General features: G+C 45.4%; 6 protein-coding genes and 1 pseudogene. All 7 read right to left on the bottom strand.

All coding sequences use genetic code 11. The features are described 5' to 3' along the window. Positions 1-40 precede the first annotated feature (40 nt). Positions 41-6,568: an Ig-like domain-containing protein gene (locus NLZ44_RS05320; protein ID WP_493752093.1), complete on the bottom strand. Its 6,528-nt coding sequence runs from the start codon at positions 6,566-6,568 to the stop codon at positions 41-43. After that, a complete protein-coding gene (locus tag NLZ44_RS05315) occupies positions 6,540-8,663 on the bottom strand; it encodes an Ig-like domain-containing protein (protein ID WP_493752092.1) in 2,124 nt (707 codons plus the stop codon). Before NLZ44_RS05315 ends, NLZ44_RS05320 begins: the two co-directional genes overlap by 29 nt. An 84-nt stretch (positions 8,664-8,747) precedes the next feature. Continuing rightward, positions 8,748-8,798, bottom strand: a pseudogene (locus NLZ44_RS05310) (hypothetical protein); the annotation flags it as partial. A gap of 14 nt (positions 8,799-8,812) precedes the next feature. Then, entirely contained in the window at positions 8,813-10,588 is a 1,776-nt protein-coding gene (locus NLZ44_RS05305) for a beta strand repeat-containing protein (RefSeq protein WP_493752091.1), read from the bottom strand. A 203-nt stretch (positions 10,589-10,791) separates the two neighbouring features. Then, complete coding sequence (locus NLZ44_RS05300) at positions 10,792-12,774, bottom strand: DUF4347 domain-containing protein (RefSeq protein ID WP_493752090.1); 1,983 nt, start codon at positions 12,772-12,774, stop codon at positions 10,792-10,794. A gap of 893 nt (positions 12,775-13,667) precedes the next feature. Next, positions 13,668-16,286, bottom strand: coding sequence for an ATP-dependent chaperone ClpB (clpB, locus tag NLZ44_RS05295; protein ID WP_493752089.1), 2,619 nt, complete (start codon positions 16,284-16,286; stop codon positions 13,668-13,670). A gap of 217 nt (positions 16,287-16,503) precedes the next feature. Continuing rightward, a complete protein-coding gene (locus NLZ44_RS05290; protein WP_493752088.1) occupies positions 16,504-18,225 on the bottom strand; it encodes a sensor histidine kinase in 1,722 nt (573 codons plus the stop codon). Positions 18,226-18,543: the final 318 nt, after the last annotated feature.

Raw genomic sequence — 18,543 nt, 5'->3', positions numbered from 1 at the left:
TCCCCACAGCACAAACCGTGAGGAGTAGTCCCACCTAATCTTAGATCGCGAAAGTGATGAAATCATCCTCAGTTAAAGCTGCGGCTTGTACCCCTTCCAAAATCACCAACTCTTCCGTATCTAGGGTAATGACCGCCGACGAGCCATTTTGAGTAATACTCAATTGGTCAAAGCGCAAACCACCACCAAGAACAATCAGGTCTTCTCCAGAGACAAAATCAGCAATAGTATCCGTGCCGCCATTAGCAAAAATCACAAAGCGATCGCGTCCCGCTCCACCAATCAGGGAATCATTACCCTCATCCCCAAACAACACATCATCACCATCACCACCGAAAATAGTGTCATTACCCGTACCACCGTACAAAGTATCATCACCACCTTCGCCATAGAGTAAATCATCACCATCATTACCAAAAATCAGGTCATTACCACTACCCCCGCGAATCGTATCATTATCATCAAACACCAAAATTTCACCAGTGCTTGGCAAACCGCCAAAGATAGTATCATCACCATCACCGCCGCAGATGAAGTCATTACCCTCATCTCCGAACAGTAGGTCATTACCATCACCACCCAGAATTGTATCGTTACCAATGCCACCATGAATAGTGTCATTGCCATCTCCACCACAGATTTGGTCATCACCCTCATTACCAAAAATCAGGTCATTACCACTGCCACCGAGAATCGTATCATTGTCCTCAAACGGGGTTCCCGCAACCAGATTCTTACCAAGGCCACCAAAGATAGTATCATCACCATCGCCGCCAGAGATGAAATCATGACCCTCATCCCCATACAACAAATTATTTCCAGTTTGACCATAAATCAGGTCATGTTCCTTCCCACCATAAATAGTGTCATTGCCATCACCACCAATCAGGGTATCATTACCACGGTTGCCACTGAGGAAGTTATTACCCCGTCCCCCCCATAACAAATCATGATCATTAGGATCATCACTACCGCCAAAGAGGGTATCATCTCCATCATCTCCAAAGAGAGTATCACTTCCTAAATCTCCCCAGATCCAATCATCACCCTGGCCACCATAGGCAAAATCATCCCCTTGACCGCCATAGATACTATCGTTACCTGGACCTCCTTGCAGTAAATCATCATCTCGGTAGCCGTATAAAACATCCCCAAATACACCATTTCCTATGGGTAAACTACCAGCAGGAGTTCCGATAATAGTATCGTTGCCATCATCCCCATGTAAGGTATCGCTACCTTCATCTCCGTAAATTTCATCATCATCTTTACCGCCATAGATGATGTCATTACCAGGACCCCCACGAATTAGATCTGGGCCCTCATTACCAGAGATAAAGTCATTACCAGGACCACCGTCTAGGGAATCCCGTCCATTGACATCACGGGGTAATCCTAGCTCATCTTGACCCCCCAGTAAGGTATCATCACCAGGTCCACCGTAAAGGAAATCATCCCCAATATTTCCCCGGAGTAAATTGTTACCACCGCCACCGAAAATAGCTTGACCAAAATTGCCACCAATGAGGACATCATTAAAATCAGTACCTATAATCTGTGGCAGAAGACCTATCTCGGCCATATTCCATTCAGGGGGAGCAGGTAAAAAACGACCAACTAAGGATGGTAAAGGTGGTGGCTCCCACATACACTGGCAGCTCATCTCGGGTTCAGAAATATCTGTCAAATCCGGCTCGAATTCCAACCCAGGAATAGTCACTTCTTCATCGGGTTCTAGTTCATGATGAATAGGCTCAGAAGTTTCGCTACTGATTAATGTGTTATCGGGTGTGGGAACTCCTTCGTCTGGACGTACAACTACCACTTCCACAGTAGTTGTACTCGTATTTCCAGCCGGGTCAGTAATAGTGTAATCAAAGGTAGCTATTCCCACAAATCCCGCATCAGGAGTAAAGATGATTTCCTCATTTTCAGGATTCAACGTAACCGTACCACCTGTAGGATTACTGACATCAATAATAGTCAGAGTTTCTCCTTCTGGATCTGTGTCATTTTCTAACAGTTCAGAAACCGGAATAGTGATAGTAGTATTGATTTCTGTATTGACAGTATCTGGTTCAGCCGTTGGTGGTTGATTAACAGGAGGATTCACGGTAACGATAATTTCAGCCGGGTTAGATACAGCACCATTATTATCAGCAACTGTGTAGGTGATAGGAGTAGCTACTCCGCTGAAACCTTCTTCAGGGGTAAAGGTGACATTACCTTCATCATCTACAATATAAGTGCCTTCTCCGGGGACGGTGAAAGTAGTTTGGCGATCGGGAGTATTGGGGTCTAAATCTACGGTAGTTAAGTCTAAAGTCCCATCACTATCGGTGTCGTTATCGGTGACGTTGAAGGTGATAGGTTGTCCGGGGTTAGTTAGGACAGTATCATCGTTAGCTACTGGTGGTGCATTCACGGTAACGATAATTTCAGCCGGGTTAGATACTAACCCATTATTATCAGCAACTGTGTAGGTAATAGGTGTGGCTACTCCGGTAAAACCGTCTTCAGGGGTAAAGGTAATATTACCCTCATCATCCACAGTATAAGTGCCTTCTCCGGGGACGGTGAAAGTAGTTTGGCGATCGGGAGTATTGGGGTCTAAATCTACGGTAGTTAAGTCTAAATTACCCTCAGAATTATCAATAGTAAAGGTGACAGTTTCACCAGGGTTAGCTATGAGATTATCTCCGCCAACTTCTGGTGGTGCATTCACGGTAACGGTGATAGTTGCCGGGTTAGATACTAACCCATTATTATCAGCAACTGTGTAGGTAATAGGTGTGGCTACTCCGGTAAAACCGTCTTCAGGAGTAAAGGTAATATTACCCTCATCATCCACAGTATAAGTGCCTTCTCCGGGGACGGTGAAAGTAGTTTGGCGACCATCAGTATCTGGGTCTAGGTCTACGGTAGTGAGGTCTAAAGTCCCATCACTATCGGTGTCGTTATCGGTGACGTTGAAGGTGATAGGTTGTCCGGGGTTAGTTAGGACAGTATCATCGTTAGCCACTGGTGGTGCATTCACGGTAACGATAATTTCAGCCGGGTTAGATACTAACCCATTATTATCAGCAACTGTGTAGGTAATAGGTGTGGCTACTCCGGTAAAACCGTCTTCAGGGGTAAAGGTAATATTACCCTCATCATCCACAGTATAAGTGCCTTCTCCGGGGACGGTGAAAGTAGTTTGGCGATCGGGAGTATTGGGGTCTAAATCTACGGTAGTTAAGTCTAAATTACCCTCAGAATTATCAATAGTAAAGGTGACAGTTTCACCAGGGTTAGCTATGAGATTATCTCCGCCAACTTCTGGTGGTGCATTCACGGTAACGGTGATAGTTGCCGGGTTAGATACTAACCCATTATTATCAGCAACTGTGTAGGTAATAGGTGTGGCTACTCCGGTAAAACCGTCTTCAGGAGTAAAGGTAATATTACCCTCATCATCCACAGTATAAGTGCCTTCTCCGGGGACGGTGAAAGTAGTTTGGCGACCATCAGTATCTGGGTCTAGGTCTACGGTAGTGAGGTCTAAAGTCCCATCACTATCGGTGTCGTTATCGGTGACGTTGAAGGTGATAGGTTGTCCGGGGTTAGTTAGGACAGTATCATCGTTAGCCACTGGTGGTGCATTCACGGTAACGATAATTTCAGCCGGGTTAGATACTAACCCATTATTATCAGCAACTGTGTAGGTAATAGGTGTGGCTACTCCGGTAAAACCGTCTTCAGGGGTAAAGGTAATATTACCCTCATCATCCACAGTATAAGTGCCTTCTCCGGGGACGGTGAAAGTAGTTTGGCGATCGGGAGTATTGGGGTCTAAATCTACGGTAGTTAAGTCTAAAGTCCCATCACTATCGGTGTCGTTATCGGTGACGTTGAAGGTGATAGGTTGTCCGGGGTTAGTTAGGACAGTATCATCGTTAGCTACTGGTGGTGCATTCACGGTAACGATAATTTCAGCCGGGTTAGATACTAACCCATTATTATCAGCAACTGTGTAGGTAATAGGTGTGGCTACTCCGGTAAAACCGTCTTCAGGGGTAAAGGTAATATTACCCTCATCATCCACAGTATAAGTGCCTTCTCCGGGGACGGTGAAAGTAGTTTGGCGATCGGGAGTATTGGGGTCTAAATCTACGGTAGTTAAGTCTAAATTACCCTCAGAATTATCAATAGTAAAGGTGACAGTTTCACCAGGGTTAGCTATGAGATTATCTCCGCCAACTTCTGGTGGTGCATTCACGGTAACGGTGATAGTTGCCGGGTTAGATACTAACCCATTATTATCAACAACTGTGTAGGTAATAGGTGTGGCTACTCCGGTAAAACCGTCTTCAGGGGTAAAGGTAATATTACCCTCATCATCCACAGTATAGGTGCCTTCTCCATCTACGGTGAAGGTGGTTTGGCGACCAGGAGTATTGGGGTCTAGGTCTACGGTAGTGAGGTCTAAAGTCCCATCACTATCGGTGTCGTTATCGGTGACGTTGAAGGTGATAGGTTGTCCGGGGTTAGTTAGGACAGTATCATCGTTAGCCACTGGTGGTGCATTCACGGTAACGATAATTTCAGCCGGGTTAGATACTAACCCATTATTATCAGCAACTGTGTAGGTAATAGGTGTGGCTACTCCGGTAAAACCGTCTTCAGGGGTAAAGGTAATATTACCCTCATCATCCACAGTATAAGTGCCTTCTCCGGGGACGGTGAAAGTAGTTTGGCGACCATCAGTATCTGGGTCTAGGTCTACGGTAGTGAGGTCTAAAGTCCCATCACTATCGGTGTCGTTATCGGTGACGTTGAAGGTGATAGGTTGTCCGGGGTTAGTTAGGACAGTATCATCGTTAGCCACTGGTGGTGCATTCACGGTAACGATAATTTCAGCCGGGTTAGATACTAACCCATTATTATCAGCAACTGTGTAGGTAATAGGTGTGGCTACTCCGGTAAAACCGTCTTCAGGGGTAAAGGTAATATTACCCTCATCATCCACAGTATAAGTGCCTTCTCCGGGGACGGTGAAAGTAGTTTGGCGATCGGGAGTATTGGGGTCTAAATCTACGGTAGTTAAGTCTAAATTACCCTCAGAATTATCAATAGTAAAGGTGACAGTTTCACCAGGGTTAGCTATGAGATTATCTCCGCCAACTTCTGGTGGTGCATTCACGGTAACGGTGATAGTTGCCGGGTTAGATACTAACCCATTATTATCAGCAACTGTGTAGGTAATAGGTGTGGCTACTCCGGTAAAACCGTCTTCAGGGGTAAAGGTAATATTACCCTCATCATCCACAGTATAAGTGCCTTCTCCGGGGACGGTGAAAGTAGTTTGGCGATCGGGAGTATTGGGGTCTAAATCTACGGTAGTTAAGTCTAAATTACCCTCAGAATTATCAATAGTAAAGGTGACAGTTTCACCAGGGTTAGCTATGAGATTATCTCCGCCAACTTCTGGTGGTGCATTCACGGTAACGGTGATAGTTGCCGGGTTAGATACTAACCCATTATTATCAGCAACTGTGTAGGTAATAGGTGTGGCTACTCCGGTAAAACCGTCTTCAGGGGTAAAGGTAATATTACCCTCATCATCCACAGTATAAGTGCCTTCTCCGGGGACGGTGAAAGTAGTTTGGCGATCGGGAGTATTGGGGTCTAAATCTACGGTAGTTAAGTCTAAATTACCCTCAGAATTATCAATAGTAAAGGTGACAGTTTCACCAGGGTTAGCTATGAGATTATCTCCGCCAACTTCTGGTGGTGCATTCACGGTAACGGTGATAGTTGCCGGGTTAGATACTAACCCATTATTATCAGCAACTGTGTAGGTAATAGGTGTGGCTACTCCGGTAAAACCGTCTTCAGGGGTAAAGGTAATATTACCCTCATCATCCACAGTATAGGTGCCTTCTCCATCTACGGTGAAGGTGGTTTGGCGACCAGGAGTATTGGGGTCTAGGTCTACGGTAGTGAGGTCTAAAGTCCCATCACTATCGGTGTCGTTATCGGTGACGTTGAAGGTGATAGGTTGTCCGGGGTTAGTTAGGACAGTATCATCGTTAGCCACTGGTGGTGCATTCACGGTAACGATAATTTCAGCCGGGTTAGATACTAACCCATTATTATCAGCAACTGTGTAGGTAATAGGTGTGGCTACTCCGGTAAAACCGTCTTCAGGGGTAAAGGTAATATTACCCTCATCATCCACAGTATAAGTGCCTTCTCCGGGGACGGTGAAAGTAGTTTGGCGACCATCAGTATCTGGGTCTAGGTCTACGGTAGTGAGGTCTAAAGTCCCATCACTATCGGTGTCGTTATCGGTGACGTTGAAGGTAACAGCTTCCCCAGGGTTGGTGGTGATGATGTCATCGTTAGCCACTGGGGGGGTGTTTTCGGGGTCGCTAACAGTGACGGTGATAGTTGCTGGGTTGGATACTCCACCGTCGTTGTCTGTGACTGTGTAGGTGATAGGTGTGGCTACTCCGGTGAAACCGTCTTCAGGAGTAAAGGTAATATTACCCTCATCATCTACAGTATAGGTCGTCTTCTCCATCTACGGTGAAGGTGGTTTGGCGACCAGGAGTATTGGGGTCTAGGTCTACGGTAGTGAGGTCTAAAGTCCCATCACTATCGGTGTCGTTATCGGTGACGTTGAAGGTAACAGCTTCCCCAGGGTTGGTGGTGATGATGTCATCGTTAGCCACTGGGGGGGTGTTTTCGGGGTCGCTAACAGTGACGGTGATAGTTGCTGGGTTGGATACTCCACCGTCGTTGTCTGTGACTGTGTAGGTGATAGGTGTGGCTACTCCGGTGAAACCGTCTTCAGGAGTAAAGGTAATATTACCCGCATCATCTACAGTATAGGTGCCTTCTCCATCTACGGTGAAGGTGGTTTGGCGACCAGGAGTATTGGGGTCTAGGTCTACGGTAGTGAGGTCTAAAGTCCCATCACTATCGGTGTCGTTATCGGTGACGTTGAAGGTAACAGCTTCCCCAGGGTTGGTGGTGATGATGTCATCGTTAGCCACTGGGGGGGTGTTTTCGGGGTCGCTAACAGTGACGGTGATAGTTGCTGGGTTGGATACTCCACCGTCGTTGTCTGTGACTGTGTAGGTGATAGGTGTGGCTACTCCGGTGAAACCGTCTTCAGGAGTAAAGGTAATATTACCCTCATCATCTACAGTATAGGTGCCTTCTCCATCTACGGTGAAGGTGGTTTGGCGACCAGGAGTATTGGGGTCTAGGTCTACGGTAGTGAGGTCTAAAGTCCCATCACTATCGGTGTCGTTATCGGTGACGTTGAAGGTAACAGCTTCCCCAGGGTTGGTGGTGATGATGTCATCGTTAGCCACTGGGGGGGTGTTTTCGGGGTCGCTAACAGTGACGGTGATAGTTGCTGGGTTGGATACTCCACCGTCGTTGTCTGTGACTGTGTAGGTGATAGGTGTGGCTACTCCGGTGAAACCGTCTTCAGGAGTAAAGGTAATATTACCCGCATCATCTACAGTATAGGTGCCTTCTCCATCTACGGTGAAGGTGGTTTGGCGACCAGGAGTATTGGGGTCTAGGTCTACGGTAGTGAGGTCTAAAGTCCCATCACTATCGGTGTCGTTATCGGTGACGTTGAAGGTAACAGCTTCCCCAGAGTTGGTGGTGATGATGTCATCGTTAGCCACTGGGGGGGTGTTTTCGGGGTCGCTAACAGTGACGGTGATAGTTGCTGGGTTGGATACTCCACCGTCGTTGTCTGTGACTGTGTAGGTGATAGGTGTGGCTACTCCGGTGAAACCGTCTTCAGGAGTAAAGGTAATATTACCCTCATCATCTACAGTATAGGTGCCTTCTCCATCTACGGTGAAGGTGGTTTGGCGACCAGGAGTATTGGGGTCTAGGTCTACGGTAGTGAGGTCTAAAGTCCCATCACTATCGGTGTCGTTATCGGTGACGTTGAAGGTAACAGCTTCCCCAGGGTTGGTGGTGATGATGTCATCGTTAGCCACTGGGGGGGTGTTTTCGGGGTCGCTAACAGTGACGGTGATAGTTGCTGGGTTGGATACTCCACCGTCGTTGTCTGTGACTGTGTAGGTGATAGGTGTGGCTACTCCGGTGAAACCGTCTTCAGGAGTAAAGGTAATATTACCCGCATCATCTACAGTATAGGTGCCTTCTCCATCTACGGTGAAGGTGGTTTGGCGACCAGGAGTATTGGGGTCTAGGTCTACGGTAGTGAGGTCTAAAGTCCCATCACTATCGGTGTCGTTATCGGTGACGTTGAAGGTAACAGCTTCCCCAGAGTTGGTGGTGATGATGTCATCGTTAGCCACTGGGGGGGTGTTTTCGGGGTCGCTAACAGTGACGGTGATAGTTGCTGGGTTGGATACTCCACCGTCGTTGTCTGTGACTGTGTAGGTGATAGGTGTGGCTACTCCGGTGAAACCGTCTTCAGGGGTAAAGGTAATATTACCCGCATCATCTACAGTATAGGTGCCTTCTCCATCTACGGTGAAGGTGGTTTGGCGACCATCAGTATCTGGGTCTAGGTCTACGGTAGTGAGGTCTAAAGTCCCATCACTATCGGTGTCGTTATCGGTGACGTTGAAGGTAACAGCTTCCCCAGGGTTGGTGGTGATGATGTCATCGTTAGCCACTGGGGGGGTGTTTTCGGGGTCGCTAACAGTGACGGTGATAGTTGCTGGGTTGGATACTCCACCGTCGTTGTCTGTGACTGTGTAGGTGATAGGTGTGGCTACTCCGGTGAAACCGTCTTCAGGGGTAAAGGTAATATTACCCGCATCATCTACAGTATAGATGCGTCTTCTCCATCTACGGTGAAGGTGGTTTGGCGACCATCAGTATCTGGGTCTAGGTCTACGGTAGTGAGGTCTAAAGTCCCATCACTATCGGTGTCGTTATCGGTGACGTTGAAGGTAACAGCTTCCCCAGGGTTGGTGGTGATGATGTCATCGTTAGCCACTGGGGGGGTGTTTTCGGGGTCGCTAACAGTGACGGTGATAGTTGCTGGGTTGGATACTCCACCGTCGTTGTCTGTGACTGTGTAGGTGATAGGTGTGGCTACTCCGGTGAAACCGTCTTCAGGGGTAAAGGTAATATTACCCGCATCATCTACAGTATAGGTGCCTTCTCCATCTACGGTGAAGGTGGTTTGGCGACCATCAGTATCTGGGTCTAGGTCTACGGTAGTGAGGTCTAAAGTCCCATCACTATCGGTGTCGTTATCGGTGACGTTGAAGGTAACAGCTTCCCCAGGGTTGGTGGTGATGATGTCATCGTTAGCCACTGGGGGGGTGTTTTCGGGGTCGCTAACAGTGACGGTGATAGTTGCTGGGTTGGATACTCCACCGTCGTTGTCTGTGACTGTGTAGGTGATAGGTGTGGCTACTCCGGTGAAACCGTCTTCAGGGGTAAAGGTAATATTACCCGCATCATCTACAGTATAGGTGCCTTCTCCATCTACGGTGAAGGTGGTTTGGCGACCATCAGTATCTGGGTCTAGGTCTACGGTAGTGAGGTCTAAAGTCCCATCACTATCGGTGTCGTTATCGGTGACGTTGAAGGTAACAGCTTCCCCAGGGTTGGTGGTGATGATGTCATCGTTAGCCACTGGGGGGGTGTTTACTGGGGTGATGTTGATGGTTGTCGTTGCTGTGTTGCTGTTATTTTCTCCATCGTTTACTACCACTGTGACGCTGCGGTTTGTGGTGTCTGGATTTTCTGAGGTGTTGTTGTATTGGATTTGGTTTATGGCTGTTTGGTAATCAGCTAAAGACGCGCTTCCTGTTAGGGCGATGATTCCGGTGGCGGGGTCATAGCTGCTGGCTGTTATGCCTGTGGGTAGGGTTCCACTTACTGATAGGCTTTCTAAACCTCCATCAGGTCGGTTGGTCAGTGTAATGGTTGCTGACTCTATATTGCTGTCGTCTGGGTCGGTGATGGCTACATCTGTATCCCCTATGGCTACTCCACCTCCTCCTTCTGTGAAGGTGGTTAGGTAGTCGCTGCCACTGGCACCGCTGCTGTTGTCTCCGTCTAAATCTATAACTGGGGGGTTGTTTACTGGGGTGATGTTGATGGTTGTCGTTGCTGTGTTGCTGTTATCGTCACCATCGTTTACTACCACTGTGACGCTGCGGTTTGTGGTGTCTGGGTTTTCTGAGGTGTTGTTGTATTGGATTTGGTTTATGGCTGTTTGGTAATCAGCTAAAGACGCGCTTCCTGTTAGGGTGATGATTCCGGTGGCGGGGTCATAGCTGCTGGCTGTTATGCCTGTGGGTAGGGTTCCACTTACTGATAGGCTTTCTAAACCTCCATCAGGTCGGTTGGTCAGTGTAATGGTTGCTGACTCTATATTGCTGTCGTCTGGGTCGGTGATGGCTACATCTGTATCCCCTATGGCTACTCCACCTCCTCCTTCTGTGAAGGTGGTTAGGTAGTTGTTGCCTGTGGTTGTGCTGTCGTCTTCATCTAGGTCAAGGACTGGGGGGTTGTTTACTGGGGTGATGTTGATGGTTGTTGTTGCTGTGTTGCTGTTATCGTCACCATCGTTTACTACCACTGTGACGCTGCGGTTTGTGGTGTCTGGGTTTTCTGAGGTGTTGTTGTATTGGATTTGGTTTATGGCTGTTTGGTAATCAGCTAAAGACGCGCTTCCTGTTAGGGTGATGATTCCGGTGGCGGGGTCATAGCTGCTGGCTGTTATGCCTGTGGGTAGGGTTCCACTTACTGATAGGCTTTCTAAACCTCCATCAGGTCGGTTGGTCAGTGTAATGGTTGCTGAGTTGCTGACTCTATATTGCTGTCGTCTGGGTCGGTGATGGCTACATCTGTATCCCCTATGGCTACTCCACCTCCTCCTTCTGTGAAGGTGGTTAGGTAGTTGTTGCCTGTGGTTGTGCTGTCGTCTTCATCTAGGTCAAGGACTGGGGGGTTGTTTACTGGGGTGATGTTGATGGTTGTTGTTGCTGTGTTGCTGTCACTTTGTCCATCGTTGACGAATACTTCTATTATTCGAGGGGTGGTGTTGGGGTTGTTGGAGGTGTTGTTGTATTGGATTTGGCTTATGGCTTGTTGGTAATCAGCTAGGGAGGCAGGACCTGTGAGGGTTATGGTTCCGGTGGCGGGGTCATAGGGGCTGGCTGTTATGTCACCGGGTAATGTGCCTTCTACTGATAGGCTTTCGATGCTATCCCCATCGGGTCGGTTGGTGAGTACAATGGTGGCATCAGACATTTCAATACTATCGGGGTCGGTGATGCCGACATTACCGCTGGCTATGGCTACTGCTGCTCCTCCTTCGCTGAAGGTGGTTTCATAGCTGGTGCTGCTGTTATCTGTGGTGTCTAGGTCAATGACGGGGGGGGCAAATCCTTCTAGGGCGAAAACACCGCCACCGCCAACTAAATCTAAACCTCCATTTCCTTCTGTATCTGTGGGGAATGAAGCAGGATTAGTTAAATCAGCACCATCAGGTACATCTCCCCCAACAATAGCATAGCCATAAAATGTTTCATTATCGCCAATACCTAAAGTTGCATAGGAAATAAAAACACCTGATAAGTTTTGGCCAAGATCTGCAGTTTTTGTGAAGTTGGTATCAACTGCTGGGTCTTTTCTCAGAATATGAGATGTATTCAGCGTCTGAATACCAGTACCGAAATTGGTGGCATTGACAGTGGTTAGAGAACCAAATGCTGTGGCTTCTCCTGCTGCATTTATCGCTGTAATTGCTGCTATTTTAAACGGATCTCCTGTACCTCTATCTAAAATTAAGAAACCTACATTATTGGGACTATTAGCACTTAATCCTGCTGTAGAGATAAAGTCAATTCTTTCAATATTATTCTGATTTCCACTAGTATTTCCTGTATTCTGGAATACGTTGTCGGTGCCTCGGTTAATGGTTCGGCTCAGAAGGGCCTCTTCCATATTGTCAATAAAGGTGGGTTTGAGGTTAATATTGTTACCTGATGTTGACTGTTGTTCAAACCAGAGGAGTTGTCTGTTACCGGTTACGTTATCATTGTCAACTCTCTTGATATCAATCCTATCAACAAGCTGAATAAATCCATAGTTGTCTGTACCAGTGCTAAAGCCGGTTATATTACGGTTATTAATGTCGCCAACTTGGAAATCAAAATTATTTGTGCCATCGGAGAAAATATCATCATTATTTTCAGGCAAATTTTCGTTGTCAGTGGTCAGACCTGTGACGGGAGTGACAAAAGTAAAGCTATAGGTTTCTAAGGTTTGTTGTTTAAATGCGAGTTCTGGATAAAAATCTTGAGTAGATACGTCAAGAGTCCAGTTTCCTCCTAATAGAGGATTTCCGATCTTGGTGGTTGATGCTACAATATTGGCGCTGGTTAATTGATATAATTTTTGGATAAATTCTGACCCGGCATCTCCGGCAGCTACATTACAGCCGTAGAGGACTAAGGTGGAAATATTCCAGGATTTTATTTGATGAGCATAATGGTTAATATTCTGTAAGTTTAGGCTACTAGAACCTAGACTTAAACAGCCAGGACAACCGTGAGAAATGAGGTGAACTTCTACGGGTTGCTGATATGCTTTTAGGTGTTCTGATATCTGCTGGATCCCATCATGATCGGGATTGATAATAATTGTCTTGCAGCCAAGTATTGTGCCTTTTACTAAAACTTCTAGGTCTTGAATGTCTCCAGTCAAGAAAATGAGTTTATTGGTGGTAACTGAATCTGCACCTAATACTTTGTTATTCATTATGTTGTCTTCCTGGTAGATGCTAAACGTTGCTGTAAATAATTAGGAGTCCCTAGATAATAAGGCCAGCCTATAAATAAAAATGACGGCCAACATCAATTTGATTTTGACTGCCTATTATATATGTTGCATTGATATATACTCTATCACAACTGAAGGATGTGATCGATACATTTACGGTTGATCACAGATAATTTACCAAATCTTTACAAAAGGGGGGGATAAATATTGAGATAGCGGGGAAGTTGCTTAAAACATTAGCCTGACCCTAAATCCCTCTCCCACCTAGGGATAGGGACTTTGAAGGGGTATTACATGATTACTGAAAGGGCTGTATAGCTTAGACAATTAAAAAAGTGGCTGATTACATATTGCTAAATTGATAGAGTTGTGCTATAATAAACTCCTTTTTTTGGTGATTTTAGCTAATATTGATTGATAAATAAAATCCTGTGAGTGTATGAGATACACTGAAAACCTGACATGAAGGTATAGGTTAACAACACTGAGGGGTTAAAACCCTATAGCGCCGGAGTCATGGGGTGCAACTCACTGAAGGAGAGGCGGTTGCGCGTCTACACCCCAAAGGTCTCTCCCAAAGAGGGTGAGGGGCTTCAGAATGTACTTTATGGCTAGAGAAACTGCTGCTATATAGAGATTTACAATTCTTGACGGTTTGTCAGTAATCTTTTGATTGATGAATTTATATTTAACTATTATTAACTTAAATTCAGATTTAAATTAAACATAAAAAAATGGAGTATAGTAAATAATACTCCATGGTAAATATTGAAGTTTTATGGTTGACTGATGCGTGGAAATTAGTGGGGTTATTTATATGTTAAATAACTTGGTGATTGTTAGGGATAAAGAATCAGTGAAAATTGAGTTTCTTACTTGAGGATTAGTTCGCTGGGTAATTTCTTGAAAGAAAGCCGCTCATTTTCGACATCAACATAGATGGTATTTCCATGATTAAACTCTCCCCGAAGAATGCCTTTGGCAATTTGTGTTTCTAGTTCACGTTGAATAGCTCGTTTGAGGGGACGGGCTCCATAAACGGGGTCAAAACCGACATCAGCTAGGTAGTCCAGGGCGCTCTCAGACAATTTTAAGGACATTTTATGCTGCTCTAAACGCCGAGAAAGATTTACCAATTGTAGGCGGACAATTTCGCGCAATTGGTGGGGTTTGAGAGAGTGGAAAATAATAATTTCATCAATGCGATTAAGAAACTCTGGACGAAAAGCCGATCGCATAGAATCCATAACGCGGTGACGCATTTCCTCATAGCGAGAATCATCGCCAGCAATATCCAAAATATACTGCGACCCAATGTTACTGGTCATAATAATGATAGTATTTTTGAAATCGACAGTACGACCTTGAGCATCAGTCACTCGACCATCATCAAGGATCTGAAGCATGACATTAAAGACATCAGGATGAGCCTTTTCTATCTCATCAAACAGAATGACAGCATAGGGACGGCGGCGGATCGCCTCAGTGAGTTGTCCTCCCTCGTCATAACCTACATATCCGGGAGGAGCGCCCAAAAGGCGGGAAACGGAGTGTTTCTCCATGTATTCAGACATATCAACACGCACGATCGCCTCTTCGGTGTCAAATAGGTAGGAGGCTAAAGCCTTAGCTAGTTCGGTTTTACCGACTCCGGTTGGTCCGAGGAAGATAAAACTAGCGACGGGTCGGTTAGGGTCGGACAGACCAGCGCGCGATCGCTGAATAGAGTCAGCGACGGCTGTTACAGCTTCATCCTGTCCGACTACCCGTTGATGTAACTCATCTTCTAAATGCAGTAATTTCTCCTTCTCAGATTCGACTAATTTACTAATAGGAATCCCCGTCCACTTAGAGATAATTTCAGCAATATCAGACTCGGTTACTTCTTCCCGGAGGAGAGTTTTCCCTCCGGTTTGAGTATCTTGTAATTGTGACTCAGCTTGATGGAGTTGTTTTTTGAGAGCTTCCAGGGTCCCATATTTCAACTCAGCAGCGCGGTTGAGATCGTAATTACGTTCGGCTTGTTGAATTTCAATGTTAACCCGATCAATCTCTTCTTTGAGGGACTGAATATGGGTAATTGTATTTTTTTCCGACTCCCACTGAGCGCTGAGGGTGCGTTGTTCTTCCTTCAGGTTGGCTAAGTCTTTTTCCAGTCGTTCTAACCTTTCTTGGGAGGCGGTATCACTTTCTTTTTGCAAAGACAGTTTTTCCATTTCTAATTGGAGGATTTTCCGGTCGATTTCGTCTAGTTCCTCCGGCTTAGAAGTGATTTCCATTTTCAACTTAGCAGCGGCTTCGTCTACCAAGTCGATCGCCTTATCAGGAAGGAAGCGATCGCTAATATAGCGAGTAGACAGAGTAGCCGCCGCCACCAAAGAACTATCAGAAATCTTCACCCCATGATGAACCTCATAGCGTTCTTTCAAGCCTCGTAAAATCGAGATAGTATCAACCACATTAGGCTGATCAACGTAAACCTGCTGAAAACGTCGCTCTAAGGCTGCATCTTTCTCAATATACTTACGATATTCATCTAAGGTTGTGGCACCAATACAGCGCAACTCACCCCTAGCTAACATAGGTTTCAGGAGGTTTCCCGCATCCATCGCACCTTGGGTAGCTCCCGCACCAACAACGGTGTGAATCTCATCAATAAATAGGATGATTTTACCTTCCGAGTCCGTCACTTCTTTCAGGACTGCTTTTAAGCGTTCTTCAAATTCTCCTCGAAACTTAGCCCCCGCAATAAGTGACCCCATATCCAGTGCTATTAGTTTTCTTTCTTGGAGAGATTGAGGCACATCTCCGGCGATAATACGTTGAGCCAATCCTTCTGCGATCGCAGTTTTTCCAACTCCTGGTTCCCCAATTAAAACCGGATTATTTTTAGTGCGCCGACTCAAAATTTGAATAGTGCGGCGGATTTCTTCATCCCGACCAATTACCGGGTCTAATTTCCCCATACGCGCCGCTTCAGTTAAATCGCGTCCATATTTCTCCAAGGCTTCATATTTGCCTTCCGGGTTCTGATCTGTCACAGTTTGATTTCCTCGAATTTGGGTAATAATTTGTTGAAGTTTCGCTTCATCTAGTCGAAATTCTTGATAGAGAGTTTTACCAAATCTAGCATCTTTAGCGTAAGCCAATAACAGATGTTCAACGGATATATATTCATCTCCATATTGTTGGCGGTAGGCTTCGGCGTTGTCTAACAGGGTATCTAAACTGCGACCTAAATATACGTTGGTGCTGTTTCCTTTAATTTTCGGTTGACGATTAATAAAGTTTTCGGTACTTTCCCGAACCTTAGCCACTGATATTCCGGCTTTATTAAATAAGCTATTGGCGAGTCCATCTTGCTCTAGCAAGGCTTTCATCAAATGCTCAGTTTCGATTTGTTGTTGTTGAGCCTGTTTGACTATATCGGGAGTTTGTGCTAAGGCTTGCCATGCTTTTTCTGTAAATTTACTCGGATCTGTGGGTTGCATAATTTATAACCTCCTATACTGATTTTATCTAATAATTGACTGCTATTAACCATGGGGGACCTTTGGCGGAAGATTTTGATAAGAATGCCATCATTTTCTCAAGGTTTGAGTCTGTCCGACTATTTATAGACTTTAGCTTAATTGACTAGGGGCATTAGTTCTCTATTCCTAACCTTCGGGGTACGGATCACCGAAGTGATCAGCAGAGCTATGGTGGCTACAAATACTGACCAGAGACGTGGACTGGCAGCCAAACGACAAAGGTCGAGCCTACTCCTTCACGGCTTTTGACATAAATGCCGCCGCCTAAAATCTCACACAGTCGTTGGCTGATAGCGAGTCCTAAACCAGTGCCACCAAATCGTTTAGTTGTGGAAGCGTCAGCTTGGATAAAGGCTTTAAAAATGTGTTTAACCTGTTCTTTATTCATACCAATTCCTGTGTCTTTGACCTGAAAAACTAAATACTGAGTTTTAGCACTGGCAAATTTTTCGGCATTCAAGGTGTCTTTTTTCCACTCATTGGGAATTTTGGTTACTCGCTGCACTTGCAGGGTAATGGTTCCTTTATTGGTAAATTTGGAAGCATTACTTAATAGGTTTAATAGCACTTGTCTGACTTTGGGTAAGTCGGCATACATGGTGCCGAGGTCTTTGGCGGTTTTGACTTTCAGAGCGTTATGATTTTTTTCGGTTAAGGGGGTGGCGGTGGCTACGACATCATCAATTAATTGTTGTACGGCAAAATCTTCGAGATACAGGGTGACATGACCTGCTTCGATTTTGGAGATATCCAAAATATCACTAATCATGTCTAAGAGGTGTTTCCCGGCGGTTTGAATCCTCTCTAAATCGGGTAAAAAATCATCGTAGCCTAAATCTTTTGATTCTTCGTGCAGCATTTCGCTATAGCCAATAATGGCGTTTAAGGGGGTGCGAAGTTCATGGCTCATGTTGGCTAAAAATACGCTTTTTGATCGGTTGGCTGCTTCGGCGGCAATTTTGGCTTTTTGGAGTTCTTCGGTGTATTGTGCCACTCGTTTAATTAGTTGGTTAAGGGTGGTTGTGAGTTTGCCGATTTCTGTATGCTGGTCTTCCATTAGGGGAATTCTTAGGGCAAAATCGGAATCTTCTCCTACTTGATCAGCAATGTCAATCATTTTTTCAATCGGATCGGCGATCGCTTTACCTGTATATTTGGCTAGTAACCAACCTAGAACTATAGCGGTTAATAAACTTATTAATATAATGTTACGAGCGATACTTTGTCCGGTTTGTAATTGAACTAAGGCTAAGTCGGCGCGATCGCGGAAATTGACGGCTAACCGCAATGCTTCCCCAGACAAATTATAGAGGTTAGTGGCGGCGGGGCTGTTGTTGAAGTTGTTTAATGATTGTTGGATTATTTGTAGATTTTCGGGGCTGTTGTTCGCCGTTTCTGTGGCTTGAAATATCCGGTTTATTTCCTCTGTATATACGGCGATCGCACTGCTATAATCCTGCAAAATTTCTTGTAATCTTTGATAGTCTTGCTGGATTTTAGGGTCTGTGGTGCTAGGCACTTCCTGCAAATTGTTAATCGCCAGTTGTAATTGAAAAATTTCTGACCTAATTTGGGAAATGATGATTAATAGTTGCTCGGGGTTGTTGATATTATTAACCAGCTTTTTTTGCTGGTCTTTTAGGTCAAAAATATTCGTATCTAAGTTAATTAAAAAATGGGCTTGGTTGTGATTAATCTTAAACTGTTTATTACTGTTATGGGTGAGAACTGTGTTAACTACAAATCCGGTTAACACCCCCCCGACGGCTACACCGAGAACAATCATATAGCCACTACTAATTTTTTGCCGAATTCCCAAATTATTGAAAAACGGCAGAGACAACCCCCAAGGAGTTAGGGTATTTGAAGAATTGGGTTTGGGTGAGGTTTGAGGCATCCGTTGCTTTACAATTAGCCAGGAAGGTCTACAAAATACCAGGCGTAACCCTCGGTTCTGATGGCTGTCAGAATTTTAGATTTTGGGGATGTCTGATATTATTATCGATATCTATATTCAGGCGGCACATTCAGGATCAAGTTGAGCAGAAGGTGAGAACCTACTGGACAAGTATTCTAGCATTTTAATAAGTCAATTTTGATCAACCTTTGATAAACTTAATGAAGTTGGGAGATGCACGCTCAACAGTGTGCATGGGTCAAGGAACTTTGATAGTCCCCAGGCTATCTGCCAATTTTGGTTTTGGCATGGTGATGG

This window comes from Arthrospira sp. PCC 9901 (assembly GCF_059013425.1).
The sequence above is the reverse complement of the archived record's forward strand: the minus strand, read 5'-3'. Positions and strand labels throughout refer to the sequence as shown.

Coding starts and splice junctions, on each gene's coding strand:
- NLZ44_RS05300 (WP_493752090.1), bottom strand. CDS start 12,774: ATGAATAACAAAGTATTAGGTGCAGATTCAGTTACCACCAATAAACTC.
- NLZ44_RS05320 (WP_493752093.1), bottom strand. CDS start 6,568: ATGGAGAAGACGACCTATACTGTAGATGATGAGGGTAATATTACCTTT.
- clpB (WP_493752089.1), bottom strand. CDS start 16,286: ATGCAACCCACAGATCCGAGTAAATTTACAGAAAAAGCATGGCAAGCC.
- NLZ44_RS05290 (WP_493752088.1), bottom strand. CDS start 18,225: ATGCCTCAAACCTCACCCAAACCCAATTCTTCAAATACCCTAACTCCT.